The organism is Herbaspirillum sp. DW155, from assembly GCF_037076565.1.
In the GTDB taxonomy this organism is placed as follows: Bacteria; Pseudomonadota; Gammaproteobacteria; order Burkholderiales; family Burkholderiaceae_D; genus Herbaspirillum.
The window spans coordinates 2,124,190-2,146,583 of sequence record NZ_AP029028.1 but is presented as its reverse complement, the minus strand read 5'-3'; the positions used below and the strand labels follow the sequence as shown (position 1 = coordinate 2,146,583).

The 22,394-nt window shown below is 58.7% G+C and carries 26 protein-coding genes; 3 read left to right on the top strand and 23 right to left on the bottom strand.

Annotated features, from left to right (window positions below):
- Nucleotides 1-48: 48 nt before the first annotated feature.
- From AACH55_RS09885 to AACH55_RS09875, 3 genes are all read right to left on the bottom strand, one after another.
- On the bottom strand, nt 49-1,683 hold the full coding sequence (locus AACH55_RS09885) for a GMC oxidoreductase (protein WP_338719236.1): 1,635 nt from the start codon (nt 1,681-1,683) through the stop codon (nt 49-51).
- Between the two features lie 16 nt (nt 1,684-1,699).
- On the bottom strand, nt 1,700-2,917 hold the full coding sequence (locus AACH55_RS09880) for a glycosyltransferase (protein WP_338719235.1): 1,218 nt from the start codon (nt 2,915-2,917) through the stop codon (nt 1,700-1,702).
- A gap of 64 nt (nt 2,918-2,981) precedes the next feature.
- Nucleotides 2,982-3,992, bottom strand: a complete 1,011-nt coding sequence (locus AACH55_RS09875; protein WP_338719234.1) for an NAD-dependent epimerase/dehydratase family protein — start codon at nt 3,990-3,992, stop codon at nt 2,982-2,984.
- A 659-nt stretch (nt 3,993-4,651) separates the two neighbouring features.
- Here AACH55_RS09875 and AACH55_RS09870 point away from each other — a divergent pair.
- Together AACH55_RS09870 and AACH55_RS09865 are read left to right on the top strand one after the other, a co-directional pair.
- Nucleotides 4,652-5,602, top strand: coding sequence for a sialate O-acetylesterase (locus AACH55_RS09870; protein ID WP_338719233.1), 951 nt, complete (start codon nt 4,652-4,654; stop codon nt 5,600-5,602).
- Between the two features lie 292 nt (nt 5,603-5,894).
- Nucleotides 5,895-6,980: an acyltransferase gene (locus tag AACH55_RS09865; RefSeq protein WP_338719232.1), complete on the top strand. Its 1,086-nt coding sequence runs from the start codon at nt 5,895-5,897 to the stop codon at nt 6,978-6,980.
- A 389-nt stretch (nt 6,981-7,369) separates the two neighbouring features.
- Here AACH55_RS09865 and AACH55_RS09860 read toward each other — a convergent pair whose 3' ends face one another.
- On the bottom strand, nt 7,370-7,750 hold the full coding sequence (locus tag AACH55_RS09860; protein WP_338719231.1) for a hypothetical protein: 381 nt from the start codon (nt 7,748-7,750) through the stop codon (nt 7,370-7,372).
- Nucleotides 7,751-7,911: 161 nt separating this feature from the next.
- Between AACH55_RS09860 and AACH55_RS09855 the strand changes: the two genes are divergently transcribed.
- A complete protein-coding gene (locus AACH55_RS09855; protein ID WP_338719230.1) occupies nt 7,912-8,106 on the top strand; it encodes a hypothetical protein in 195 nt (64 codons plus the stop codon).
- A 493-nt stretch (nt 8,107-8,599) separates the two neighbouring features.
- On the opposite strand, the gene AACH55_RS09850 is transcribed toward AACH55_RS09855, so the two are convergent.
- From AACH55_RS09850 to AACH55_RS09760, 19 genes are all read right to left on the bottom strand, one after another.
- The gene (locus AACH55_RS09850) at nt 8,600-9,100 is read right to left on the bottom strand and encodes a hypothetical protein (RefSeq protein WP_338719229.1); all 501 of its coding nucleotides are present in this window, start codon (nt 9,098-9,100) and stop codon (nt 8,600-8,602) included.
- Nucleotides 9,097-9,561 (bottom strand): glycoside hydrolase family 104 protein, encoded by a 465-nt coding sequence (locus AACH55_RS09845; protein WP_338719228.1) that lies wholly within the window; start codon nt 9,559-9,561, stop codon nt 9,097-9,099. The genes AACH55_RS09850 and AACH55_RS09845 overlap by 4 nt, the downstream gene beginning before the upstream one ends.
- Entirely contained in the window at nt 9,554-9,844 is a 291-nt protein-coding gene (locus AACH55_RS09840) for a hypothetical protein (protein WP_338719227.1), read from the bottom strand. Before AACH55_RS09840 ends, AACH55_RS09845 begins: the two co-directional genes overlap by 8 nt.
- Nucleotides 9,841-10,236: a restriction endonuclease gene (locus tag AACH55_RS09835; RefSeq protein ID WP_338719226.1), complete on the bottom strand. Its 396-nt coding sequence runs from the start codon at nt 10,234-10,236 to the stop codon at nt 9,841-9,843. Before AACH55_RS09835 ends, AACH55_RS09840 begins: the two co-directional genes overlap by 4 nt.
- A 53-nt stretch (nt 10,237-10,289) precedes the next feature.
- Nucleotides 10,290-10,625: a hypothetical protein gene (locus AACH55_RS09830; RefSeq protein ID WP_338719225.1), complete on the bottom strand. Its 336-nt coding sequence runs from the start codon at nt 10,623-10,625 to the stop codon at nt 10,290-10,292.
- Between the two features lie 8 nt (nt 10,626-10,633).
- Nucleotides 10,634-11,626 carry a hypothetical protein gene (locus AACH55_RS09825; protein ID WP_338719224.1) on the bottom strand — a complete coding sequence of 331 codons (993 nt, stop codon included), beginning with the start codon at nt 11,624-11,626 and terminating at the stop codon, nt 10,634-10,636.
- Nucleotides 11,627-11,634: 8 nt separating this feature from the next.
- Entirely contained in the window at nt 11,635-12,231 is a 597-nt protein-coding gene (locus tag AACH55_RS09820; RefSeq protein WP_338719223.1) for a putative phage tail protein, read from the bottom strand.
- Between the two features lie 7 nt (nt 12,232-12,238).
- On the bottom strand, nt 12,239-13,384 hold the full coding sequence (locus AACH55_RS09815; RefSeq protein ID WP_338719222.1) for a baseplate J/gp47 family protein: 1,146 nt from the start codon (nt 13,382-13,384) through the stop codon (nt 12,239-12,241).
- Nucleotides 13,384-13,830 (bottom strand): phage GP46 family protein, encoded by a 447-nt coding sequence (locus tag AACH55_RS09810; protein ID WP_338719221.1) that lies wholly within the window; start codon nt 13,828-13,830, stop codon nt 13,384-13,386. Before AACH55_RS09810 ends, AACH55_RS09815 begins: the two co-directional genes overlap by 1 nt.
- A gap of 53 nt (nt 13,831-13,883) precedes the next feature.
- Nucleotides 13,884-14,486: a phage baseplate assembly protein gene (locus tag AACH55_RS09805; protein WP_338719220.1), complete on the bottom strand. Its 603-nt coding sequence runs from the start codon at nt 14,484-14,486 to the stop codon at nt 13,884-13,886.
- The gene (locus tag AACH55_RS09800; protein WP_338719219.1) at nt 14,486-15,619 is read right to left on the bottom strand and encodes a phage baseplate assembly protein; all 1,134 of its coding nucleotides are present in this window, start codon (nt 15,617-15,619) and stop codon (nt 14,486-14,488) included. Before AACH55_RS09800 ends, AACH55_RS09805 begins: the two co-directional genes overlap by 1 nt.
- Before the next feature lie 43 nt (nt 15,620-15,662).
- Nucleotides 15,663-17,123, bottom strand: a complete 1,461-nt coding sequence (locus AACH55_RS09795; RefSeq protein ID WP_338719218.1) for a DNA circularization N-terminal domain-containing protein — start codon at nt 17,121-17,123, stop codon at nt 15,663-15,665.
- The gene (locus AACH55_RS09790) at nt 17,120-18,979 is read right to left on the bottom strand and encodes a phage tail tip lysozyme (protein ID WP_338719217.1); all 1,860 of its coding nucleotides are present in this window, start codon (nt 18,977-18,979) and stop codon (nt 17,120-17,122) included. The genes AACH55_RS09795 and AACH55_RS09790 overlap by 4 nt, the downstream gene beginning before the upstream one ends.
- 102 nt (nt 18,980-19,081) lie before the next feature.
- The gene (locus AACH55_RS09785; protein WP_338719216.1) at nt 19,082-19,363 is read right to left on the bottom strand and encodes a phage tail assembly protein; all 282 of its coding nucleotides are present in this window, start codon (nt 19,361-19,363) and stop codon (nt 19,082-19,084) included.
- 9 nt (nt 19,364-19,372) lie between these two features.
- Entirely contained in the window at nt 19,373-19,738 is a 366-nt protein-coding gene (locus tag AACH55_RS09780; protein WP_338719215.1) for a phage tail tube protein, read from the bottom strand.
- 48 nt (nt 19,739-19,786) lie between these two features.
- Nucleotides 19,787-21,280: a phage tail sheath subtilisin-like domain-containing protein gene (locus AACH55_RS09775; RefSeq protein ID WP_338719214.1), complete on the bottom strand. Its 1,494-nt coding sequence runs from the start codon at nt 21,278-21,280 to the stop codon at nt 19,787-19,789.
- A gap of 64 nt (nt 21,281-21,344) precedes the next feature.
- Complete coding sequence (locus tag AACH55_RS09770) at nt 21,345-21,512, bottom strand: DUF2635 domain-containing protein (RefSeq protein WP_338719213.1); 168 nt, start codon at nt 21,510-21,512, stop codon at nt 21,345-21,347.
- Nucleotides 21,513-21,519: 7 nt separating this feature from the next.
- Nucleotides 21,520-22,080, bottom strand: a complete 561-nt coding sequence (locus tag AACH55_RS09765; protein WP_338719212.1) for a hypothetical protein — start codon at nt 22,078-22,080, stop codon at nt 21,520-21,522.
- Nucleotides 22,077-22,394: a hypothetical protein gene (locus tag AACH55_RS09760; protein ID WP_338719211.1), complete on the bottom strand. Its 318-nt coding sequence runs from the start codon at nt 22,392-22,394 to the stop codon at nt 22,077-22,079. The genes AACH55_RS09765 and AACH55_RS09760 overlap by 4 nt, the downstream gene beginning before the upstream one ends.

Sequence of the window (22,394 nt, the reverse complement as noted above, 5' to 3'; positions counted from 1 at the left end):
GAACCCCGCTGTTGCTGCCTGCTGCATTCTGGTCGTGCGCCACACGGATCAGCTGTGCAAATGCTCTGCCATCCGCAAGGCCATGGCCACGATGCTCAAGGTCGGATTGGCATGACCGTTGGTCGGAAACACCGAGGAACTGAGTACCAGCAGGTTCTCCACGCCGTGCAACCGGCAGTCCGTATCGACCACGCTGTCGTCTGCGGACTTCCCCATGCGGGTGCTGCCGATATGGTGCCCGCCCACCGGCAAGGCGCGCGTGACCTGCTCCCTCAGCTCTCCCGGATCAAAGTCCAGGCGGCAATTGCGGGTCTTGGCCAGCAGCGATTGCATGGTCATGAAGGATTGGATCGCCGATTCGATGTCCTGCGCCGTCAGGCGCCATTGCACGTCCACACGGCGCATGCCGTAACGGTCGGTCGCGTCGAGCAGGCCGATGCGATTGCCGGCATCGCTCACCTGCTCGCTGTTGAATTCCAGCGGATAGCTGCCATTGCGGTTGGGGATGAGCGTATAGGGCAACTTGCGCTTGGCCAGCTTGCGCTTGACCAGCATGTCGTAGGCAAACCCGAACACCGAACCGGCATCGAACATCACGTTGCGCAGATGCGCCAGCCGGCGCGGATCGGTCACCGGACTCTGGCTGCCGTGATTGAGAATGTCCTGGTGCTCCGAAGGCAGGACCGACTTGGCAAGATAGATCGCCGAGAGCACACCGCTGCCATGTCCCGGATCGGCATAGGACGGAAAATGCAGCCGCAAGGTGGAGTTGAGCAAACCCAGCTGGTTTTGCCATTGCGGCGTGAACTGCAGCTTGCGGCGGGCGTAGACGCCATCCTGAGTCTTCTGAAAACGGAAGCGCGGCTTCTCGCCCTTCAAGCGCATCTCCCCGAAGATCAGATCGAAGTGGCAGGCGTAATAGCGTCCCAGACTGCCGTCGAAACGCTGCCAGGCGGGCAGCTGCTCGCGCGTACACAGCAGCAGGCGCGTGGCCTCGATGGCGCCACCGGCCAGGACGATCTGGCCCGCCCGCACCCTCACCTCTTGCTGACCGTCGTGCAGCACGATGGCGTCGATGCGCGAGCCATCCGCATTGGCGACCAGCCGCGTGCAGCGCGCCCGCAGCAGCACCGTCACGCGATCCGAGGCTTTCAGTTCCGCGGCGAATTTGGCGGCGAAGTCAGTGGGCAGACTGTAGCGCTCGATGTATTCAGTGAGCGCCTCTCCCAGCTGCGGCAGTTCCGAGAACATCGGTCCATTGCCACCGGCCAGACTGGCCGGCGAAAAGTCCGCAGCGCCCGCATCGCAATACGCCATCGCTGCGGGGAGATAGCGGGCATATTCTTCATAGGAAATCGGCCAGCCACTGAGCGGCACGTGGCTGCGCGCGGCGAAATCGGCCGGGTCCAGCGGCACGCAGCGTCCACCCCACAGATGGGTGGTGCCGCCGAAGCGCTGGCGGCGGTATTCGGTGGTTGCCGGATGCGGCGCAGCGGCGCTGCCCTGGTAAGCATCATCGTCGACCTGCTCTTCACGCCAGTCGCCGCCGTCGACCAGCAGCACCCGCTGGCCTTTGCGCGCCAGCGCCACCGCCAGGCTGAGACCGCCGGGGCCGCTGCCGACCACGCAAACCGGGTAATCCTGCAGGCTCGCCGCTTCGCAATCAGAAAGATATCGGATCAACGGTCTCTCCTCTGCCTCAAGCCTGCTGGCGGCCGTGGGCCGCGAACAGTTGCTCCAGCTTGCCGACTTCGGTCCCCAGATGGTGCTTCCGGCGGACGGCCTGTGCACCATGCTGACCCATCTCCTGCAAGCGTTCGACGGATGCCGAGGTCACCTCATCGATGGCGGTAACCAGTTCATCGACCGAGCCAGGCGCGACCACCCATCCATTGACGCCGTTCTCCACCAGTTCAGGAATGCCGGCGATACGGGTGCTGATCACCGGACGCGACAAGGCCAGCGCTTCCATCACCACCACCGGCAAGCCTTCGGCGAAACTGGGCAACACCAGCGCGCGGCTGCGCTCGATTTCGGCGCGCACTTCGGCGCTGCTCTTCCAGCCGAGGATGCGGATCACATTGGCCAGCGGACCACCGGCCATGGCTTTCTCGATGAAGGGACGCAAGGGGCCATCGCCCACCAGCACCAGTTCGCAGGGCTTGCCGGCGTTGACGTGGCGAGTGACTGCTTCGATCAGGAGCGGCACGCCCTTTTCTGCACACAGGCGCCCGACGAACACCAGGCGCGGCACTTCCGGAATCGGCAAGGCCGGCGCATCTTCAAAGGCGGGCCCGACGCCACACCGCACTACGTTAAGACGCGGCCATGCCTGTACCTCGGAAAACAGCATGCACTGGCTCTTGCAGAAATGCGTGATGGTGGCCGTGAAAGCCGAACGCTGCACCTTCTCGCCCAGCGCCCAGGCCACCGGATGAAAGAAGATCCCCGGCCCGTGCACCGTCATGCTGTAGGGAATGCCGGACAGCATGGAGGCATACATGGCCACAGTGGCCGAGTTCTCGGCGATGTGGTTGTGCAGGATCTGGATGTTCTGCTCCTGCAGGCGGCGCGCCAGGTAGCAGGCTTCGATCAGGTACAGGACGTGCAGCAGCGCTGGCCTCAGGCCGGCGGCACGGGTACGGCGTGCCAGCTTCAACACCTCCAGCACGCGTGCTGGCGAACGCAGCAGGGTTGCGAAGGCCGCGCCCAGCAGGCGCGGCAGACGGTTTTCGAGGATGTAATCGGTGCTGGCCTGTTCGCTCTTGACGTCCGCACTGACGGCGGCGTCACCCGCTTCACGTCGGATCGAAAAGGTATGCACATCATGACCGCGGCGACGCAATTCCAGAACTTCGTTGCGGATGAAGGTATCGCTGGCGCGCGCGTAGATACTGGTCAGGTAGGCTATTCTCATTGAATGGTGGCAAGCAGGGTTGAGGGGGACATGCGGGGACGCCAACGGGCGTCGCAGGTAGGGATCATGCGGCTGCACGCGCGGTTCCGATTCCTTCATCCAGAGCCCACCGGGCCGATTCCGCCAGGCCTTGGGCATACGGACGCGGCGCAAACTTCAGCACGGTGCGCGCGCGCTGACCATCGATGCGCAAATCTTGTTGCCACAGCCGCAGGAAAGACGGCGACAGCGCCACCGGCAAACGCTTGCCCGATGCGCCGGCCTTGCGCGCCACGCGCTGCAGCACGCGGATGAGCACCGTGCCGAGCTGGGCGTCGAGTTTGAGACGAAGAGGCGATATCCTGGCCACCGGCCCTGCGCCGATAGCCTGGGCCAGATCGGCGAAATACTGATTCCAGCGCGGGCTGTCCTCGCCGGCCAGGTTGAACACCGCTGCAGTGCCCTCTCCGTTGGCCTCAGGCGCGTATTGCAGGGCCAGCAGCACGGCTGCGCAGACATCATCGACATGGACCAGATTGGACCAGCCCTGCCCCATCGGGCCGAGGTCGCCCACTCTCCCGGCCACCAGCAGGCGGGCCATCTGCCCCACCCACATGTCACTGCCGGGACCATGCACGCAACCCGGACGCAGCATCACCAGCGACTGGCCTGCCCGGGCATAGGCACTCATATGCACCTCGGCCTGGCATTTGGCCTGGGCGTACCAGCTGGCGCCGGGATCGAGCGGACTGTTTTCGTCCAGGCTGCCCTCCTGACGGCCATAGACCGCCATGGAACTCATGTGCACGATGCGCGGACGGGATGTCTGCAAGGCCGCCTCGACCAACAGGTGCGCACCTCTGGCGATTGCATCGCCCTCGCCCGCGACACAGTTCACGACGGCATCGACATCGCCCAGTGCCTGGCGCAGGCTGCCGGCATCCAGGGTATCGACCTGGCGGAATTCCAACCCGTCGCTGCGGGCCCCGGGGGCGCGGCGACCAGCCAATACCGGCGTGGCCCAGCCGCTGTCGCGCAAGCGCGCTATCAGCCTCTGACCGATGAATCCGGTTGCTCCCAGCACTAGCACTTTCACATAGGCTCCCGTTCAGATGTTCAAATAATCGAGAATTCGAAGCGTCGTGGTGACCTGCGCACTGCAGATCATGCACGGCAGGGGTATCCGTTGAAGGCTGTTGTCTCCCGGTATCCGCCAGGTCATGTCCGTTTGCATCATGCCGCACCGGGTCGTGACGCTTGCTCTTTCTTCTCTCGATCTGCCGTACTGCTGCCACTTGCCGCCACTGACCGGGACTCACTCCAGAGGAGGGAGCGCAGGATCATTCGGGACGATTTTTTTGCGCCGCATCATTTAGAGTTGCCAATCTTACACGGCCGACAATCTGTGAGCAATATTGGACATGAAGCAATCTGACGTGCCGCAGCGGATCGCGCGGTCAGCAGATCCATTCAAAGGAATGAAATTTCTTTGCGGCATTGCAGCAATGCAAGATTTTCTCGTCCACCTCTTATCTGAGCGGCTTTCACCGCGCACGGCAGACATCACACGCGTTACCACATCAGCCAGACCCTGCCTTATTTATTGCTACCGCACAGAGAGAATGTTAAACTTTCGACATCTTTCAGGCGATGCAATTATAACAACACCAAAAGTGCTTGATGAAGGAAATGAAGGAAAAGGTAAGCCACGCGACGGGGCCAGCCGCCGTATCCATGCAACTCCGGGGGGAGAGGATGGACAACAACAAAGCGGGCGCGCGGGCGCTCAAATGTGCATTTCTGGTCGCCTTGCTCGGCCTGGTTTGCGTGATCATGCTGGTCGTTGGCATTCAGTCGGCTCTGAATCAGAATCAGCTGTTTGCCCTGGTCATCAAGATCAAGCGCCACTTCATACCGAAACAAACCCTGTCTTACGGTTACGTCCACACACAGCGCAACGAACTGGACCAACTGATCAGCGACTCGTCCAAGGTGGCTGTGGATGCCCCCGCCCTCACGGACAAGAGCATGGTCGCGTTCGCCTTCGGACAGAGCAATTCAGGCAACAGTATCGGCGAGCGCAACAAAGCAGCTACCGGACAGGTGGTCAATTATTTCAACGGCCGTTATTACAAGGCCGCCGATCCGCTCCTGGGCGCCACCGGTAGCGCCGGCAGTCAGTGGACCATCATGGCCAACAAGATCATCAGCGAGGGCCTGGCGGACCAGGTCGTCCTGATCCCGGCAGGAGTGGGGGGAAGTTCCGTGCAGCAGTGGCGTCATGGCGGCGCACTGAACAGCATGCTGGAAATGCGACTGCAGGACGCGCAGAAACATGGCCTGAACGTGACCCATTTCTTCTGGCACCAGGGCGAGATCGACAACAACAATGCTTATCGTGATTACGAGGCCGGCCTGACCGAGATCATCCAGCTGACCCAGCGCTATTTCCCGAATGCGCGCTTCTTCGTGGCACAGGCGTCCGCCTACTGCCCCCTCCCGTCCTCACGCGAGATCCTGGATAGCCAACGGGCGGTCACCCGGCTCAAGAATGTGTACCTGGGGCCCAATACTGATCTGATCGGGCCAGAGGACAGATTGGATGGCTGCCATCTGTCAGGGAGGGGCGCAGAGAAAGCCGCATCGGAATGGGTGGAGCTGATCCGCAATCCGCAGAAGGCGGCGGGAAATAGCACGGAACGCTAGACAGCCAGAACGCGCACGATTAAGTATTTCGTTCATCGGATGCCACCTCTGGTAGTCGAACTACGCCCTCTTTACCCAACGGAAAAACGCAGCAGAACACTCAGTGGGAAAAGCTCCTCATACGGAAGCGTATCCGGTGCTTTTTGTTTCATATGCTGCGTACCCGCCCCTCCGGCCTGTCGCCCAAACCGGGCGCCCCGTCCAATTTATCCGGAATATTTAGAATGATGCGCTGCAACTGACGGGAATTCTCGCTTGTCCAAGGGTTCAGTCCTACCTTCTTGGGAAGCGCATGAACAACAAAGACCATTTCCTCACGCTCGACGGATTCAGAGGTATTGCTGCGATCCTCGTCGTATTGCGCCATACGCTACCCTATTTCGATGGGAATCCGTTCTTCTCCAGCTATCTCTCGGTGGATCTTTTTTTCCTCCTGAGTGGTGCCGTCCTCGCCCGCTCTTATGAAGCCAAGCTGCAAAACGGCATGCCTCTTGCCACTTTCATCAAGATCCGGCTTCTGCGGCTTTATCCCTTGTACTTCATCGGAATGTGCGTGGGCATCATCGCTTCGCTGGCCGATGCCCTGCCCTACAAGGGACATACCCTGGCGGCGGCCACGTTCGGGCTCCTGTTGCTGCCTGCCTTGTACACCAACGCGCTGTTTCCTCTGAATGGTCCGGCCTGGTCGCTATCCTCCGAGCTGATCATCAATCTGCTCTATGGCTGGAAAACGAAGGCCCTCAGCAACCGCGTGCTGGTCGCCATCATGGCGTTCTGCCTGCTGGGACTGATCGCTTTTACGATCTTCTGGCCCGCCCACAATTTTGACGCAGGATTTAACCGGCGCACGTATTACGTCAGTTTCTTGCGGGTGGGTTTCTCCTTTGCCGCCGGGGTAGTGCTCTACCGCTGGTATCTTCGCAAAGGCGTGGTGATGGCGTTCAGCAATCGCAACGCCATTCTGGCCATCATCGGCATGAGCTTGGTGCTGACCGCCTCACCCTCCAGATCGATCCTTCCTGTGTACGACACATTGGCCGTTGCGGTCGCGTTCCCGCTTCTGGTCTATGCGGGCATGCGTTTTCAGCCTACCGGGATGCTGGCCAAGCTCTGCAAGGTGTTAGGCATCGTGTCCTATCCGCTCTATATCGTGCACAGTCCGTTGTCCGAGCTCGTACAGCATGGTTTTGTCTCGGCGACCGGGCGCGAAGTAAGCGCCTATGCGCCACTGGCCGGCTTTGTGATTCTGGGCTTGCTGGTGGCACTGGCCTGGCTGCTGCATCACTTTTATGACGAGCCCGTGCGCAAGGCTGCCTCGGCGTGGCTGGCCAAACGCTTTGCATCCAGGTCCGCTACCAAGGCACATCCGGCACCCTGAATGAAGCCGGACTGATCGCACGCGAGGCTCTACCTCCCCGGACAGGCCCAACTTCGTCAGCGCGCGCGTGCGCCAGGATGCGGGCCTTCTGTGCGACCCCACAATGGTCCGGACGAAAAAAAACACCCGATCCATCGCTGGATCCGGTGTTTCTCCCACAAGCTTTACCCCGTGGTTATTTCGATTGGTCGGGACGGTGTGATTCGAACACACGACCCCTTGCACCCCATGCAAGTGTAAATTCGACGGAAAGCCTCTACTGTTCTGGATTTCCGTTTGTTTTGTCAAATATACAGTATTATTATTTCGCTCTGAAATAGCCTTGGTGTGGGCGTGTCACTTTCTATATTAGACACAAATCACAGGAAATTTTATTTCTTTCTGTGCAATTATTCGGGCTTACGGCCATGTTGCCGAATCCACTCGGCCATCAATGCCCGGTCCTCCGGATGCTCATCATCCAGGTCTTCAAAGATGGTTCCCTTGGCGAAGTCCAGCGGCCCTTCCTTCTCGCGCGGGCGCGGCCAGGCCTCCCGGTTCTCGGTCAGCATCTCCGATTTCAGCATCTCCAGCAGCAGCGGCCGGTCCTCTCCACGCGGCCACATGGCCATGACCTTGGTGTATTCGTCCGTGAAATACTCCAGCCGTCGCTTCAGGCGCGCGATCTCCCACAGCGCGCGGGCGAGCTCGGGCGTTGGGTTGTCGCGGTAGAGCTGGCGCAGCTCGGCCGTGGACATCGGATCTTTCAATTGGATGGGGCGCTTTGGCATGATCGAAAATACTGTATGAACGCACAGTATATCTGCCGTTTGAGAAGCACGCGGGACCGCAAAAATTCCCTTGCATAATACGCACATTGTACGTATTATGCATCCATGTTCAGCGCATCGCCGAACACCGCGCCTCGGGATAACAGGGGCTGGAGATTAACATGAACACCAAGACCAACATCGTCAACCAAATCCGCGATCTTCTGGGAGGCGAAGGCTCCCTAGAATTGGCAGAAAAAATGTTTGATGCAATGCGCGCCGATGACCGCATCTACTACGCTGGCGACTATGAGGGACTCGTGATTCGTGAGGATGTGGACCTGATCGCTGTTGCTGTGGAAGTAGGAAATGCCTAATCACCCCAATCGCGGCCCGAAAGGGCCGTCAGCTAACCCTGCGCCTGCAGACATCATTACGGCGCGCACAGCAGCCGGTCTGACTCAATCCGCCGCTGGCGCACTGGTACACACCACGCTGCGATCCTGGCAGCAGTGGGAGGCCGGCGACCGCCGGATGCACCCAGGCCTGTGGGAACTGTTCCAGATTAAAACGCGGATGATTACCGCGTCCCGCTAATTCCTCACGCATCTGGCCATAGCGAAAGCAAAAGGCTTGCCGCAATTGCGGCAGACCACAGGTACGCTACGATATTCCACCCCGAATAGTTCATTGTCGTGCTCCCCAAGCAATATTTTTGTTGCAAGCTCATCAATATATTAGTTGATGAGCTCCATTTTGCAAACAAAAAAAACCCCGAGCCTCCACATGGGAAGCTCGGGGCGAATCCAGTTTGCACTGACAGGGATTGCCGGCCAGGAATGACATGCCGGCGGCCGCGCTATAGCAGTTTCATGGGGGCGCCATGCCGTTCTCTCGGATGAATGCCTGCGCCGCGCGGGCGGTGGCGGCAGCCTCTTCGGCCTGGCCGATCAGCGCTCGAACAGCGCTGTCCAGCTCTGGAGGAAGTAGCCGGCCGGCGGTACCGGTTGCATCGCTGCCGCCGGTGCCACCGGCTTGGGCTGGTCCGGGAGTGCCACCGTCGCACCAGGCTGCACCGAGGCGCAGCCGCTTAGAATTGCGCAGATCAGCGCGCACTTTTGCCATTTCATCGTCATACCCTTTCTGAATCTGAGCCGACTTAAGCGCCTGCTCGGCGCCGATGGCCCGGTTTTGTTGGCGTCGCAGTTCCAGCGCTGCCTCGGCGGCTTCCGCCTGCTGCTTCACCTGCACATCCCACTTTGCTTGCACACGGCTGGCGCCGTGGATCTCGCAGCCCAGGCACAGCGCTACCAGGGCCAGAATCCAGTAGCACCAGGACGGCACGATGCGCAGCAGCGCCAGGACGCTCATGCCAGCATCCCGCCGGCGGCAGCGAACTGCGCGCGCAGGATCTCCAGCTTGTTTTCGCGCTGGCCATAGCCCGCGCCGGGCAGTGACGCCCAGATTTTGCGGACCTTGCTGACAGCGATATCGAAGCGCCCAGCGTCCACATCAGCAAGTGCGCCCTGCTCCTTGATCTGCTGCAACGCGATGGCATCCTGGCTGGCCGGTGAGAAATCCGGCAGGTTCAACTGCTTCTTGTAGGCATCAAACCAGCGGGCCAGCAACTGGTAACGCCCGGCCGCCGTGGAGGACAGCGCGGGATTGAGCACGATCAGCCGGCGCGGGTGGTCGGCATAGCTATCGAACAAGATCGGCTTCCATGGCGTCGAGCCCACGATGACGTTGTAGCCGTTGTCGGATGCCTTCAGTAGCGGCCCACCAATCTCGCTAAAAGCCAGGGTATCGAGAAATGCTTTGCGATTATCCATTTGATTTTCTCCATAGGTGCTCGCGCACCAAGACATAGAACCAAGGAACTGCATAGGTTCCGGCCAGACCGGTATTCATAGCCACTTCAGCCATGTGCGGCGCTGTGTAGCCATAGAACGGCCCGAGCAGTACACCGAAGGCGCCCGTGGCCAGTACCGAACCGAAGAACCGGTCAAGGTGGTGTTCGGGACCCGGTGTCATCTCATTGAGGGCGCACACAGCGCGCACCAGCACCAGGCCGGCGGCTATGAGATTGATAATCAGCAGATAGTGGTTTGTCATTGGGGGGCTCCCGATTGTGGATTAACCCCTCCAAATTTCGCGCGTGCCCACTGGATCGCATACGGTCCAAGCGTCTGTGTGCTGACCCCGATGGCAAAAGCACTGAATAGGCGCATCTGCTCAGGAATCTTGGCCGTCCATTCGAAATAAGACGACTGCGCCGCCCAGGCCATGGCCACCGGCCCACCATAGGCCGCAGCCAACGCGCTGGTAATCAGCATGATGGCCATACGTAGCAGCGGCGTCTGCCGGGTGAATGACAGGGCCACACAGCCCCCAAAAATCCCGGCCAGCAGCAGGTCATACTGCAACCCCAGGAATGAACCGGTCAGCGTGACCGTCCCCACAGCCACGGCGTACCCCGTCGCCGCACTGGTTGTTGGTTCTGGCATCAAGCCTCCAAAAGAAAAACCCGCACGCGGCGGGCTTGAATGTTGAATTATGCTCAGGTACCCGACGGATAGTCAGGACGCTCTGGAAAGGCCGCCGTAGCGTCACCAGATGATGCCGACACGATAGAGCGTAGTATCCCGTCATATGCTTGCCATTCAGCAGGATATTTGACGTTAGCCTTTGCGCAGCGAATTGCCACCAAATCATTTGCAGCGAGCGCAGCGAGCGCTTCAGCTTGGCGAGCAGCCCAAAGGGTGGCTGGAGATGGCGCTAAAAGTTCGGCGGCTTCTGCATCGGTGATCTTGACGCTACCAGGAGGGAGCAAGTACTCGAAATACTCGCTGTCAAGCTCGTGAACTTGGCCATTCAGGTCTTTGTATTTTTGCATTTTAGTCCTCAACGAAGTTCTGCCCAATCGGACAGCACTGCGCTGCTACCGAGGGTCAGGAAATAAGATGCTCCGGGCGGAACGACTGTCCACGTACCGAATCCTTGCCCGGTAGCTGACGACGAACCGTTCACACTGGCGGTCGTGATGCCATTTACCGTGAACTGCACATTCCCGCCGCCGGTGGACGTTGCGGTCGCTCCAACAAAAATAGGGCGCCCAGTGGTGTTGTAATAGACCGTGCCTGCGGTTCGAGTCGGATGCTGCCAGGTCTGACCATACCCCAGGCCAGACAAAGCACTCAAAGCGAGCCCTCCAGTCCCTTGTACCAATGTCGGTCCAGATGCCCATATACCAGCGGTGGCCTCTGAAATATCGATGAAACCAACTACACGATATGGCGAATTTGCAGATACGGCGCTGGCCGAATAGATCGCACTGGCTGAGGTGGCTCCGGTGCTGATCGTGGTAGGAGAGATCAGGTTGGTTTCGTCCAATTGCAGGCCACCAGCCATATTGGCAACGCAGAGGACTGGACTTCCTCCGTTGTAAGCCTCCAAGAAAACAAGCCGACTAGCCTGACCTGATACCATGCCCAGCGTAGCTCCAGAGGGTATTGTGATACTCCCTGCTGGCACGCTGACAGCCGAATTTGGTACGCCAGTTGCAAGGGTCGAACTACGAAAATCCAGTGGACCACCCTGGAACGAAAATGTAAGTGCGTTAGACGAGACACTTGCGCTCACAGGTTGTATTTGCGCTTTCTTGGCAAGCGATTTCACAGCCGCAGCAACCTGAGTCAGATCAGCTTTTGATGGCGTCAAGCCTCCAGCGGAGACCAGATTAACCAGCTCCATCATCAGCATGTTCAGGAATTCAGCCGGCACTACCGTAGCGGCCTGACCGGTCGCGGGATTCCCGTCTGTGAAATATCCCGCCGTACCAGCCGATGACGGCGCCGGTAGCGTCGATGATGCAGTCGAATTATCGATTTGATACATGCATTACCTCATTGGTAGATAAACTGCAAAAGGGTGTGCGCCGGCTTGATACGCTTAATCTCACACTCCAGTACTGTGTTTTGCCAGGCAGCCAGCGGCTCGCCCGCAGTTGATTGACCCGCGCCGAAATAAACCGGAGAAGCAAGCGGCGCAACGATCGCCCAGGTGTATGACCAGTCCTCACCGCCAACTGGGTCACCGGCACAGCTCTGGCCGCAGCGGAACGGAGCGAACTCCTTTGTTTCAACCGCATAACCGAGGTCGAGGGCGAAACTGACGAAATAAGGAATCGACTGGCCGCCGCTATTGGCAAACCGTGCCACCACCTGTTGCCGGCGTTGCTGCAGCGTGGGCGACTCTCCCGCGCACGGGTCTGGAAGGCCGAGGGTTGATTCCCACTCGGATAGCAGCTCAATCGTTGTTGCCGGGTTAGCGTCAGTGAGAAGATTCACTGCCCTTTCCGCATGACGAACAAAGGTTGGCGCCAGGCCCGACAATGTTTCAGCCTGCACACTGTCTTGGCCACGTGGCCAGACCAGGCCGGATGGCAGCAGGCCTTGGAGCGCATTGAGAAAATCCTGCGCGGTATATGTTGGGATACGCATGGACGCCTCACAGGAACGTGACGGTGCCAAGCGTGGGCAGATACCCCAGCGGGCTGACGACATTGCCTGCGATGACCGTCGTGGTCTCGCCGATCACGCCATCAATCTCGTCAATGACACCGCCAGCTGCAGCAGAAATACCGCTCAGAGCCCCCTCAATCTCGGTGCGATCTACGGTTCCAGCCAGCGGAGTTCCATTGCGGTAAAGCGCATCGGAAAGGGCCGCGCTGATTGCTGCACGTGTCGCCGTGCTTGCAGAAGAAAGACCGCTGATCTTGAAATTGAGGACGTGCTTTTCAGGAGAACATGCATAGACCAGCGCCGTGGCTGGCCGTAACGTATAGAGCGCGTTCGCCAGAATCAGTTGGTCGCCGGTCGCCTTGGTCGCATTGCGCTTTTCAGCCGTGGCCACGCCATTGGTTCCTTGGGGGAAGCCACCATGATCCGCCTCGACGTCATCCATCATGAAGTAAACGACGACTGTGCCGGCTCCGAAACCGACCGGATTGGCCCAGGCACGAGTTACCCCGGCCTGTGCCGTCGACCAGGTGGAATAGTCGTCTACGGCACCCCCTTGGGGTGATGCCTGGTATCCAGCCATCACGCGCGCAGAAAAGTCGTCCTGGCTCTCAACATCGGCACCACCAACGAATGCGGCCGTAGCGACACCCGTCGACTGCACGCCATCCACAGCGGTGGCCAGCGTGAGCTTGGTACCGGCGTCACAGTTCCCAGCCTCTCCGGCGTCTACGGCTTCTGCGGCCACGGTGATCGCAGTGCCGCTTGATGTCCCGGAGGTGGTCGTGACATATAGAACTCCATCACCGCGCACCAGCTGCGTACCCGCGCTGATCGTGCCCGAGGTCGCCGGAAACGTTACAGCCGTACTAGACGACTTGGTAGCGGCCTTCTGATAGACCTTCTTCAACGCGCCCCACCCTGCCAAGTATTCATCAGTGGCAGTCCACGGGACGGCTTGCTTGGCGATGTAGTCCAGATAGCCGTAAACCAGATTGATCAGCGCCGCCAGGACGCGGCCCAGAATGCGCAGTGGCGAAAATCGAAGCAATGCGTCTGTACCGGGCTGCGCGGCCTCGATGTCAGCCTTGGCCCGCTCCTGCAGCTCACTTAATGTCGGTCTCGTGTATGCCATTACCCAGTCACCTCAATTTTCCAACCCAGCTCTTGTTGCACCGAGCTGCCGTCCGGAAGGTATGCAACAATCTTCGATCCCAGAAAGCCGCGGCGTACCCACTGGACCGTAATGTCAAACCGAAGGACTACCTTGTCATCGATCATCCATTGGAAGGCCTCGGCTAGGTAGTCATAAGCGCGCTGCAATGTTTCGTCCGTCTGCTTTGCACGCCGCAGCAGCCACAGTCGCGATCCGATCGGGTGATCCGCGCCAGCATCGCCCCACCAGCCGCGCGGATTGGTCGTTCCATCCGGGATTTCGTCATCTGATGCCGCAACACGATCGGTGAAAGCACTGATCAAGATCTGCGTGATGATCGGACTGCCTGTGACAAGCCCACTTCCAACGACCTTCCAATCGCCTCGGCTTTCGTTGGAATCCCAATAAACCGCAATATCAGCCATCGTTCGCCCATAAAAAAACCCGCCGGAGCGGGTTCTATTTAGTTCTTTCCCTGTCAGACTTGCTGATTAGGTTTCTTGCTGGTGACCGTTCCGAGCCCGGTCTGAATCCCTTCGATCTGATGGTCATGGTCATCGTAGGTCGAACGCATATTGGCCATTGACTTGCCGCCGGCACTAGCGTTATCCGTGATGTCACCGCCAGCGGTGATCTTTCCGCTTACATCCAGCTCCGGGGTATTCAAAGCCACTTTGGTGCTGGCGTTGATAGTTACCGTCGGCGCATTGTTCAGGGACACAGGCAGTCCTGCTGCCTCAATCACCAGCCCTCCATTTGAAAGGTAGATTCGGATCCCGACTTCGTTATAGACCGCCGCTTCTCCCTGATTCAGATTGCGGGGCCGACTGTCGGGATGATTAGTGCCGAGCACCACACCATTGCCCCGATCGCCGCCGACAAAGGCAACGAGTGCATCTGATCCCACTGGCGCGCGCCCCGAGAAACCAAAGTGCGACATGTAGGGCACTCCGTCGATTGTCTGAAGCGCATTCAAGCGCACCTGTAGGCGCTGCATGACGCCAGAATCATCAACGAAACCGATTCGAAGGCGCAGTACGCCCGACAACAGACGCATGGCAATTTTTGCGATCCCATCCATCATTCAGTCCAATAAGGAGCATTCCCGCTGGCAAACATCTTGCTCGTGTCAATCAGGTTGCTCGTATAAAGCGCCATCGGCTCTACCGAGTAAGCACCAGGATGCATGATGGTGAGCTCCGCTGTGGTTCCCGAGCCTTCGTCCTTTTTAAAATTGACGTTGGCGATCAACCAGGTGACCGGCTCTTTCATCTTCAGGCTTGGCAGATACACTGTGACAAGCCTATTCGGTTGCCAAAGATTACCAGCCTCGTCAAACCAGTTATCGGTAACGACCGTGATGACCTCGCTACGCCCGTTCGCGCTATTGCGCTGCCAAATCGCCCGCTCAATGCAGAGATCCACATACCCAGCAGTCGCTTCGGCAATGAGGTAGCGCTTGCGATTGCGCTGAACACCTTTGTCTTTGGTGCCGCCGAGGAGATTACCGCCGTCCCCGGCATCCAGCCCCATGGCCACGCTTTGCAGAAAGCAGGTGTACTCAGAGAATCTGCGGTCCGCGCTGTACTCTATCCGTGCAGCTTGAACATTGACGCCCTCCTCCAAGGACGATGCCATTGCATCGGTACCCGCGCGCGAAAGCACCAAGTCCCCATCGAAGTCCTCATACATCATCAACTGCGAATAACGCGCCACCCGCGAAAGCACATCAAACGCGGATTCTCCCAAGATCAAATTTAGCTGAGGAATGATTCGCAGCGTAGATGGTTCGACGCTGCAAAGTACATCGATAGGATGGGTCACTTCGCCATCTGGCGTTTTTCCGTAGGCCGAAACCAAGTTTTTGGCCAGAGTGTACGCGTTGACGTTGCTAAACTGGCCACCAGGCCATTCGGCGCTTGCGTCTACCAAGTCTTGGCACTTCCCTCGGCCGCTTGCAGCAATAGAATGGGTCCCAGCGGAAAACTCCGTGTGATACCGGTCAACATATCCTGCCACCATCCGCCTTGTACCGGCGAACAGTTCAAAGTAAGAACCTGGCTCCATGCGCAGTGCGTTCAACTCACCAGGATAGACTTCTGAGAACTGAACAACGAACGAGCCAGGAAAGAACTCCAGCCCAACCTGAACATGGATGCTCGTCCATCCATAGATCTGCTTACCGTTCAGATCAATCCTAATCTCATCGTTCATATGTTCTTCCGCACTGCAATGATGCCGCTTTCGCCTTTATGCTTTACTCCGATAAGGCCCGGAACTCCTGTGGCATGAAAGCGGGATGAATAGGCGCTGCCTGGGAGATCAGCTCACTGGCCCTACTTGGATCGCGATAGAGGCGTTGTGCCAGCGCCAACGCGTTCATGGGTGTACTGAAAGAGAACTCAGTCACCGAAGCAAGCTGCGCACCGCGGGTATTGAGATCGTCAATCACGGCCGCTCTCAGGCCGATCAACGCCACGTAGGTTTCATCGTCGCCAGAGTCGCCGGCAATCTGGATCTCGTTTTCAATGAGGCTTGATACTTGATTCCGGACTGCGATTGCATCCTCGGATGAAGCGGGCTGATAGCTGCTGGTGGCACTAGCCAACTCTGCAAGCGCCGTGCGCCGCATGAGCGCACCTACTGCTGATTGCATGCTGGCCATCGCCTGCCCAGTCTGAGATGAAGTTGTAGGCGCGGATGGCTGGTACTGAGACAGTTGGGAAAGTAGCCGAACCCCATCAGCAGGGTCGCTGGCGGTCGCCAGCAGGGCTTGCGCCAATGCACTTGCAGCAGCCGACAGAGCGGCCCCGTCGGCAGGTGATGCTGCTGCGCCCGCTAGAACGGCTCCAGCCTGAATTACGGCCGCCCGCTTGGCCGTGTCCTTGGCAAGCAACTGCGCAGCCGTCACACCATTTGCCGCTTTGGCATTCGACCCGCTATACCCATTGTTCGCACCGCCAAACAGATTCCCCAAGTTACCCGCCAGCGTCGAAACGGACTTGAAGACTCGGCGCACATCGTTCACAAGCCCCAACGCCTGGGTGTACCACCCGACAGCCGTGCTGATAGCTTGCTTCACGACGGCAGCTCCTTTCTTTACTGCCGCCGCAATATTAGCCAGGTAGTCAATCAGCGATGCCGACTTGACAGCATCCGCTGCGGAAGCTACCTGGCCTTCGGTAGAAGTGGCCGAAACGGGATACTTACGCGCCCCCGAAACGATAAAGTCAAAGCGGATTTCAAAATACCCGCCGTGCTCTGTGTGCTCTTGGATATCGCAATTGATGCAGCAGACATTGTTGAGCGTACCCATTGTCGGATGGACGAGCTGCAACCCCGGATTGGTCTGGTCAAAGCGTTTCTCAAGGATATCGACGAGTCGATCTCGCTGCTGAATGACTGCGCCGCCTTTGTAGACCAAATCGTTTTGCAAAAGAAAACCGATCACACCAAATCGACGCGCACGCTTCCCGAGATCCTCGACCCATACCTCATCGCGCTCCGGATACTCATGGACTACAACTCGCCGGCCAACGCCGGCTGAAGAAGATATAACACCGAACGGGAGGCCGCCGTAGCTAGCCTGCTTCAGCGACTTGAGCCAAGAACCATCAGAGTCACCGAAAAGACCAAGCGCAGTGTCGGCCAGTTGGTTCGCCGCAGAAGCGGCGCCACCAATACTTCCAGCTACCGTACCTACGCTAAAAGTGCTCATAAGTGCCCTCCTTGCCCAGGATCGGCTACGGCAGCGCGCACCGATCCTTCATTCCTCACACTCACTGACATACCCTTGGGGGCGTTTTCAAACCGCACCGTTACCACAGACTGGCCAGCCGCCGCAGGCGAACCAACAGAAGGAGGTGCTCTATCTGGCGTACTAGCAGCGACCGCTGGAGCCGCCCCGACCGTGGCGCCAATTGTGGGCTGACCAGCACTCATTGCCGCCAGCACTGCGACCGCGTTGGCCTGTCGGCGTTCTACATTGGCTTCCGCCACACCAGGACGCTCATATTCCCACGTGTGAATTTGAGCTGCCTTTTCGGCCGTATCCGCCCGCCGTAACAAGCTCCCGGATCGCTTTTCGGTGTTTCGAAGCTCCCAGAGCATGTAATTAACCTGCTCTTCAAAAGAAGAATCCTGCACGCGCTTTCCATACTGCCGTTCGAATTCTTGCTTGCGGGGGCCCAGCCATTGCGAAATGCCAGCCGCCCCCGAGCTTGAATTGACTGCAGTTGGGTCAAGATTACTTTCTTGCATCAAACTACCGATTGTTCCGGCAATCTGCGCATCGCTGTAGCCATCCTCACGCATCTTGCTGATCAGATAGGCCTTGCGCTGATCGACAGAGGCTTGCGTAGCAAGGGGCGACCCAGTGGGCGCCATTGCTGATGTCGCTCCAGCCCTGCGCCTGGCAAGCTCTGAATCCTCCCCTTTATTCAAATCTGAACTGAACAAGGCAGCGGCAACTCCCGCGACAAGCGGGTTGGTCAGGACAGGTAACAGCAAAGCCGAAATCTTGGCTGCGCTTGCCGCCATTGATGCGAGCGCAGCTACAGGACCCGCCAGGGTAACCGCCGCAAGGGCTATGGCAATGGTCTTGACGCCGCCCAGGTTGTCGACGAGTTCACCCACATCCTTTACCACCCGAGACCAGTCCGTCTTGTCAATCCAGTTGGCGATTCGCTCGCCATATTCGGCAACCTTGGTCGCAATCACGTCACCATACCGCTCAACGAGCCGACCAACTGCGCCGGTTACTCTTTCAAACGCCGGCAGGACTGCGAGGCCTAGGGAATTTTTCAATATATCGAACGACCGCTCCAAGCCCAATACCTGCTGCTGATACGCTGCAGCCCGAGCAATCTCCTGATCCGAAAAGGGCTTCGTGATCCGCGAGCTGTCAGAAAAGAACTTTTCGACCGCAGCGCGCCCTTGCACAAGCAGAGGGAAGATAGACGAAACACCGAATGCCTCGGCAATACGCTTTTTGGTTTCCACATTGCCCTGGCGCTCCATGGCGGAAGCGATATCCAGGATGGCGCGCCCCGTATCGATTGAGCCATTCTTGAGCCGATGCATTTCCAGCCCAATCGCATTCATGTCACGCACGGTCTCAGGCGTGCGAAAAGCGTTGTCTAGCTTTTCCCCAACACCGGCCAGGGCTCCGTTCATGTCTTCTGCGGAGAGGCTGGCCAACTTCGCCGCACCCTGCCACACCTGCAGTTCCTGAGTAGACATCCCGATCGACACCGCCTGGTTGCGCAGGGCGAGCTGCGTGCGCCCAAGGCCGGCGGCCAGCGCCGTAATGCCAGCAATCGAACCGACACCAATGATGGCAGTCAGCGGTGCAATGATGCTACGAATCTTCTCCCCTGCCACCTCCGCCCCGCGAGCCACCCCTTTCAACCCCTTGATCAGACGATTGGTGCCAATCTCATTGCCAAGGCTGTTGGCGGACTTTGCCACACGATCAAAAGGAGCCATCATGCGATCGACCTGCTGGTTGATCCTGCGAACGACCTCTGTGGTCTTATCGATCGCACTGATGGTGATCTGGAAATTATTGGCCATTTGGGATGATGTTTTTTATGCGGTTTGACTCCTCCAGCCAGAACTGGAACTCACTGACGTGTAATTGCCAAACGTCAAATGGTCCCCACCTGAAGAAGAACGTCAGGTCTGCGGCGAGCTGTCGCCAGTTTGGGGGGAGTCCGGCAGAAAAGACGTGATGATATCGCCAGCCGCTTGGGCATCGCTCATGCATAGCTGTTGTGCCGCAAGAAGGGGGATACCGGCAGAAAACGAAATCATCAGGGCCAACTTGTCGAACGTGTCGGCCTGCTTATTCACCTTGCCGGTTTCAGCCAATGTAAGTTCTTTCAACGTCAGCTGATCGATGACTTGCTCTCCCACCTTGACGGGCTTTTTCAGGGTCAGGCTCTTCTCTTCGGTCATATCCATCTTTTAGCTCGCAGTCTGCTCAGTGACGCTGTTGCTCTCGAAACGGACATCGAACTTGGCGTCAGTGGTATCCACTTCTTGCTGTTCGACGGTCCACATGTTGTTGCCGATGATCGTCTTGCCATTGGCCAGCTGAGCCACCACCAGGGCATTGCGCATGTTGTTGAAGTCGGATACCGACAAACCACCCGCGTCGCGCAAGGTGAAAGCCATATAACCGGCAATGGGGGTTTCCTTATAGCCGTGCACACCATCCTGGCCCGTCAGCGTTTCGCGTTTGACCTTGGAAACGCTGTATTTGAGGCTACCCTCCAGCTGATAGGTGACGCCATCGACCGAAACCGACGAGGTTCCCGCGAGTAAGTTCATGGATTGCTCCCGTACATGAAGGCGGCCGCTCTCCGCGGCCGCATTGGATTACTGATAGGTGAACTGGAACAGCAACGCGAAAATGCGCAACTGATTCATCAGGACCGCCGGATACAGCACATCGACCCGGTTCGGGTTCTGGCTGTTTTGTTGAACGATGATGTTCTGAGCGAAGGCAGCGCTGTTTTGCGCAAATCCGTTGTCTTCCAGCTGCTTGTACTTACCGATCTGGGCGGCCTTGATGGTCTTCGGATTGACGGTGTTGGTGCCGTAAGTCACCCGGGTGGCGTCGCTGACTAGCTTCATCCGTGCAAATTTGGTAGTGACGTCGGCCCGGAGCTGCCGCAGCACGTAGGCGATGTTGAACATCGCTTCCACGTAGAGCATGCTGTCGTCGGCCACGCCTGCAGCGTTCTTCTGGTAGGTGGTCACGATGCTGTCCAACTGCACGGTACCGTCGTCGGCGACGGTGAAAGTAGACATGCCGTCCCACAGCAACACATTGCGATCGCTGATCGTGAAGCGCTTCTCCAGCGGGGGCGCCAATACGGTCGACATCGCCAGGGTCTGCAGCGGGCGGGCGCAGTCAGCGCGCAGAGATACCGCCGCAGTCGCCGCCAGGTCGGCCGCCCAGATGAACGCCGGAGACGGGGACCCGTTGAACGGCAGGATGCTCACGTGCTCGTCATTACGACTCACGCCGAGGGTGGTGGCTTGAGACAGAGAGCCGCGGAACGCCGTGAAGGCGTGCCCATAGATCATCTTTTGCCACGACCAGCGGCCTGTCTTTGTGCTCAGGAACGACTTGATTGCATCCAGTGACGCGCTGTCGGTGTAGGGGAAGGCGATGAAATCGAACTCCCGGTCGCCCAGATTGGCCAGTGCGGTGGTGAGGGTCGGGTTCGTTGCGCCGCCACTCATGGCCGTAATCGTGACGCCGAGGCCCGTCGGGGTGGACTCCCCGCCCAGGCTACCGCGGTAATTCAGCTGCAAATCGATATCGCCTGCTGCTGCACCTTTGTTTTTCGCGGTCAGGTTGACCTTGAAGGCGCTGGTCCCGTCAACTGCCGCCGAGACGGGAAGATCGGGCTTCGCCGTGATCGCCGCGACCAGGTTGGTCGCCAGCTGAGAGGGAGTGAGGCTGGAGGTTACCGCCAGGCTGACGAGATTTCCTGCAATGTACAGCGACAATACGCCGGTGTCGGTCGCTTGCGCAGTGAAACTGATCGAGCCGGCAGCAGCAACGGCGGCGGCATCGTCGGAAAGCGGCAATTGCCAGACCTCGCCAAACGAATCGGCATTGCGATAGGCCGCGATCATTTGCGCCAGCATCGAGCCCTGGCCGCCAACGATCTTCGCATCGGCCACGCCCTGCGAGATCGTGGCCACGTTGGGCACACCCAGACCTGCCGACGTGATCTGCCCGATAACGAGCGCTCGCTGAGTGCTCGCCCCCGAATTGGCACGGCTTGGGTCCAGGTCAGCAAAAAACAGGCCAGCCCGCAAGTTACTGGGAATGTTCGGGAACGAAATGTCACCCATGCTCTTCTCCAAATGAAAAAGCCCCGCGATGCGAGGCTTGGGGAATTTTTGAAAAGTCGCCGGCTTATTCGAGCGGCGACTCCTGAACGGCCGCGACACGAACGACATCGCCATCGCGCAGGCGCGCAGCCCAGTAAAGGTCGTAGTCGTCGACCTCCACGCCTTCAGATGGGATTTGCGCCATGGTCACGGGATCGCGAACCACCAGGCCGGGGGACGGTTTGATGTGCATATAAGCCTCACTGGGGTAAATTGATAGCTGCGCCGAACTGCGGCGTATCTGGAGTTGCTGGAGGAATACGGGTATCAATCCCTGCAAGCGGAATAGACGGTTCCTGGTAGAACTGGTCCGCGCTTTGCACGAACTCCATACCAAGTTGCTGGTGCAGTGTCCCAAAATGCATCGCGGTGTCAGCATCTAAAGTGCCGACCTGCATCTGCGATCTGAAAAACGGGTAATGCTGCAACAAGCTCATCAGGGGGGTGTAATTGATCAGCGCCGCCTTGATCTGCTCACGCATCACCTCCAAGTCCGCCTGTACCTGGACCGCCCCAATATCGTTGTCGCCAGCAGGGCGCTGCACCCTCGCATGCACGTGAAGCGTGGTGGTAACGGTGAACAGGGGCGCCCCGTGTCGACCAGAAGACTCGCCCTCTTCCTCGGGTGCTGTGACAATGAGCATCGGATACTCACCGTCCCAGGTAGCCACGTCCCGAGGCGAAAAGACGCTTTGCCCCGCCGCAGTTTTCCCTTTCAGGGCATCCACCGCAATCTGGCGAAGATCTGCAGAAGTCGTCATCCAGCCACCTTCAGAGGAAGAACAATCCAGCCGACGCCATCTGGGCGAGCATCCATCAATACATACTGCTTCGCGTCAATGGTCACCCGATCATTTTTGGCCGGAAAACTCGGCAAGTCACTTGCGCGCACACAGAAGGTAGGCGCTGTCGTGGTCCAGGCGGGATTCCCATCGCCATCAATGACTGGGGACTTGTAGCCATCCGTGAAGATGCCACTCACCGGGATGGGAGCGCCACCAGATGGCGCGTAAAGCGCCTGGCGGCCAAATTCCGATTGGCAGGCCGCCAGGACTTCTGCGTCGAAGTCGATCAC

Excerpts from the sequence above, each read along its gene's own strand:
- AACH55_RS09880 (WP_338719235.1), bottom strand. The coding sequence starts at position 2,917 with ATGAGAATAGCCTACCTGACCAGTATCTACGCGCGCGCCAGCGATACC.
- AACH55_RS09770 (WP_338719213.1), bottom strand. The coding sequence starts at position 21,512 with ATGCACATCAAACCGTCCCCCGGCCTGGTGGTTCGCGATCCCGTGACC.
- AACH55_RS09815 (WP_338719222.1), bottom strand. The coding sequence starts at position 13,384 with ATGGCATACACGAGACCGACATTAAGTGAGCTGCAGGAGCGGGCCAAG.
- AACH55_RS09855 (WP_338719230.1), top strand. The coding sequence starts at position 7,912 with ATGAACACCAAGACCAACATCGTCAACCAAATCCGCGATCTTCTGGGA.
- AACH55_RS09845 (WP_338719228.1), bottom strand. The coding sequence starts at position 9,561 with ATGGATAATCGCAAAGCATTTCTCGATACCCTGGCTTTTAGCGAGATT.
- AACH55_RS09870 (WP_338719233.1), top strand. The coding sequence starts at position 4,652 with ATGGACAACAACAAAGCGGGCGCGCGGGCGCTCAAATGTGCATTTCTG.
- AACH55_RS09810 (WP_338719221.1), bottom strand. The coding sequence starts at position 13,830 with ATGGCTGATATTGCGGTTTATTGGGATTCCAACGAAAGCCGAGGCGAT.
- AACH55_RS09860 (WP_338719231.1), bottom strand. The coding sequence starts at position 7,750 with ATGCCAAAGCGCCCCATCCAATTGAAAGATCCGATGTCCACGGCCGAG.
- AACH55_RS09840 (WP_338719227.1), bottom strand. The coding sequence starts at position 9,844 with ATGACAAACCACTATCTGCTGATTATCAATCTCATAGCCGCCGGCCTG.
- AACH55_RS09825 (WP_338719224.1), bottom strand. The coding sequence starts at position 11,626 with ATGTATCAAATCGATAATTCGACTGCATCATCGACGCTACCGGCGCCG.
- AACH55_RS09805 (WP_338719220.1), bottom strand. The coding sequence starts at position 14,486 with ATGGATGGGATCGCAAAAATTGCCATGCGTCTGTTGTCGGGCGTACTG.
- AACH55_RS09780 (WP_338719215.1), bottom strand. The coding sequence starts at position 19,738 with ATGAACTTACTCGCGGGAACCTCGTCGGTTTCGGTCGATGGCGTCACC.
- AACH55_RS09790 (WP_338719217.1), bottom strand. The coding sequence starts at position 18,979 with ATGGCCAATAATTTCCAGATCACCATCAGTGCGATCGATAAGACCACA.
- AACH55_RS09865 (WP_338719232.1), top strand. The coding sequence starts at position 5,895 with ATGAACAACAAAGACCATTTCCTCACGCTCGACGGATTCAGAGGTATT.
- AACH55_RS09835 (WP_338719226.1), bottom strand. The coding sequence starts at position 10,236 with ATGCCAGAACCAACAACCAGTGCGGCGACGGGGTACGCCGTGGCTGTG.
- AACH55_RS09795 (WP_338719218.1), bottom strand. The coding sequence starts at position 17,123 with ATGAGCACTTTTAGCGTAGGTACGGTAGCTGGAAGTATTGGTGGCGCC.
- AACH55_RS09775 (WP_338719214.1), bottom strand. The coding sequence starts at position 21,280 with ATGGGTGACATTTCGTTCCCGAACATTCCCAGTAACTTGCGGGCTGGC.
- AACH55_RS09785 (WP_338719216.1), bottom strand. The coding sequence starts at position 19,363 with ATGACCGAAGAGAAGAGCCTGACCCTGAAAAAGCCCGTCAAGGTGGGA.
- AACH55_RS09765 (WP_338719212.1), bottom strand. The coding sequence starts at position 22,080 with ATGACGACTTCTGCAGATCTTCGCCAGATTGCGGTGGATGCCCTGAAA.
- AACH55_RS09850 (WP_338719229.1), bottom strand. The coding sequence starts at position 9,100 with ATGAGCGTCCTGGCGCTGCTGCGCATCGTGCCGTCCTGGTGCTACTGG.
- AACH55_RS09820 (WP_338719223.1), bottom strand. The coding sequence starts at position 12,231 with ATGCGTATCCCAACATATACCGCGCAGGATTTTCTCAATGCGCTCCAA.
- AACH55_RS09830 (WP_338719225.1), bottom strand. The coding sequence starts at position 10,625 with ATGCAAAAATACAAAGACCTGAATGGCCAAGTTCACGAGCTTGACAGC.
- AACH55_RS09800 (WP_338719219.1), bottom strand. The coding sequence starts at position 15,619 with ATGAACGATGAGATTAGGATTGATCTGAACGGTAAGCAGATCTATGGA.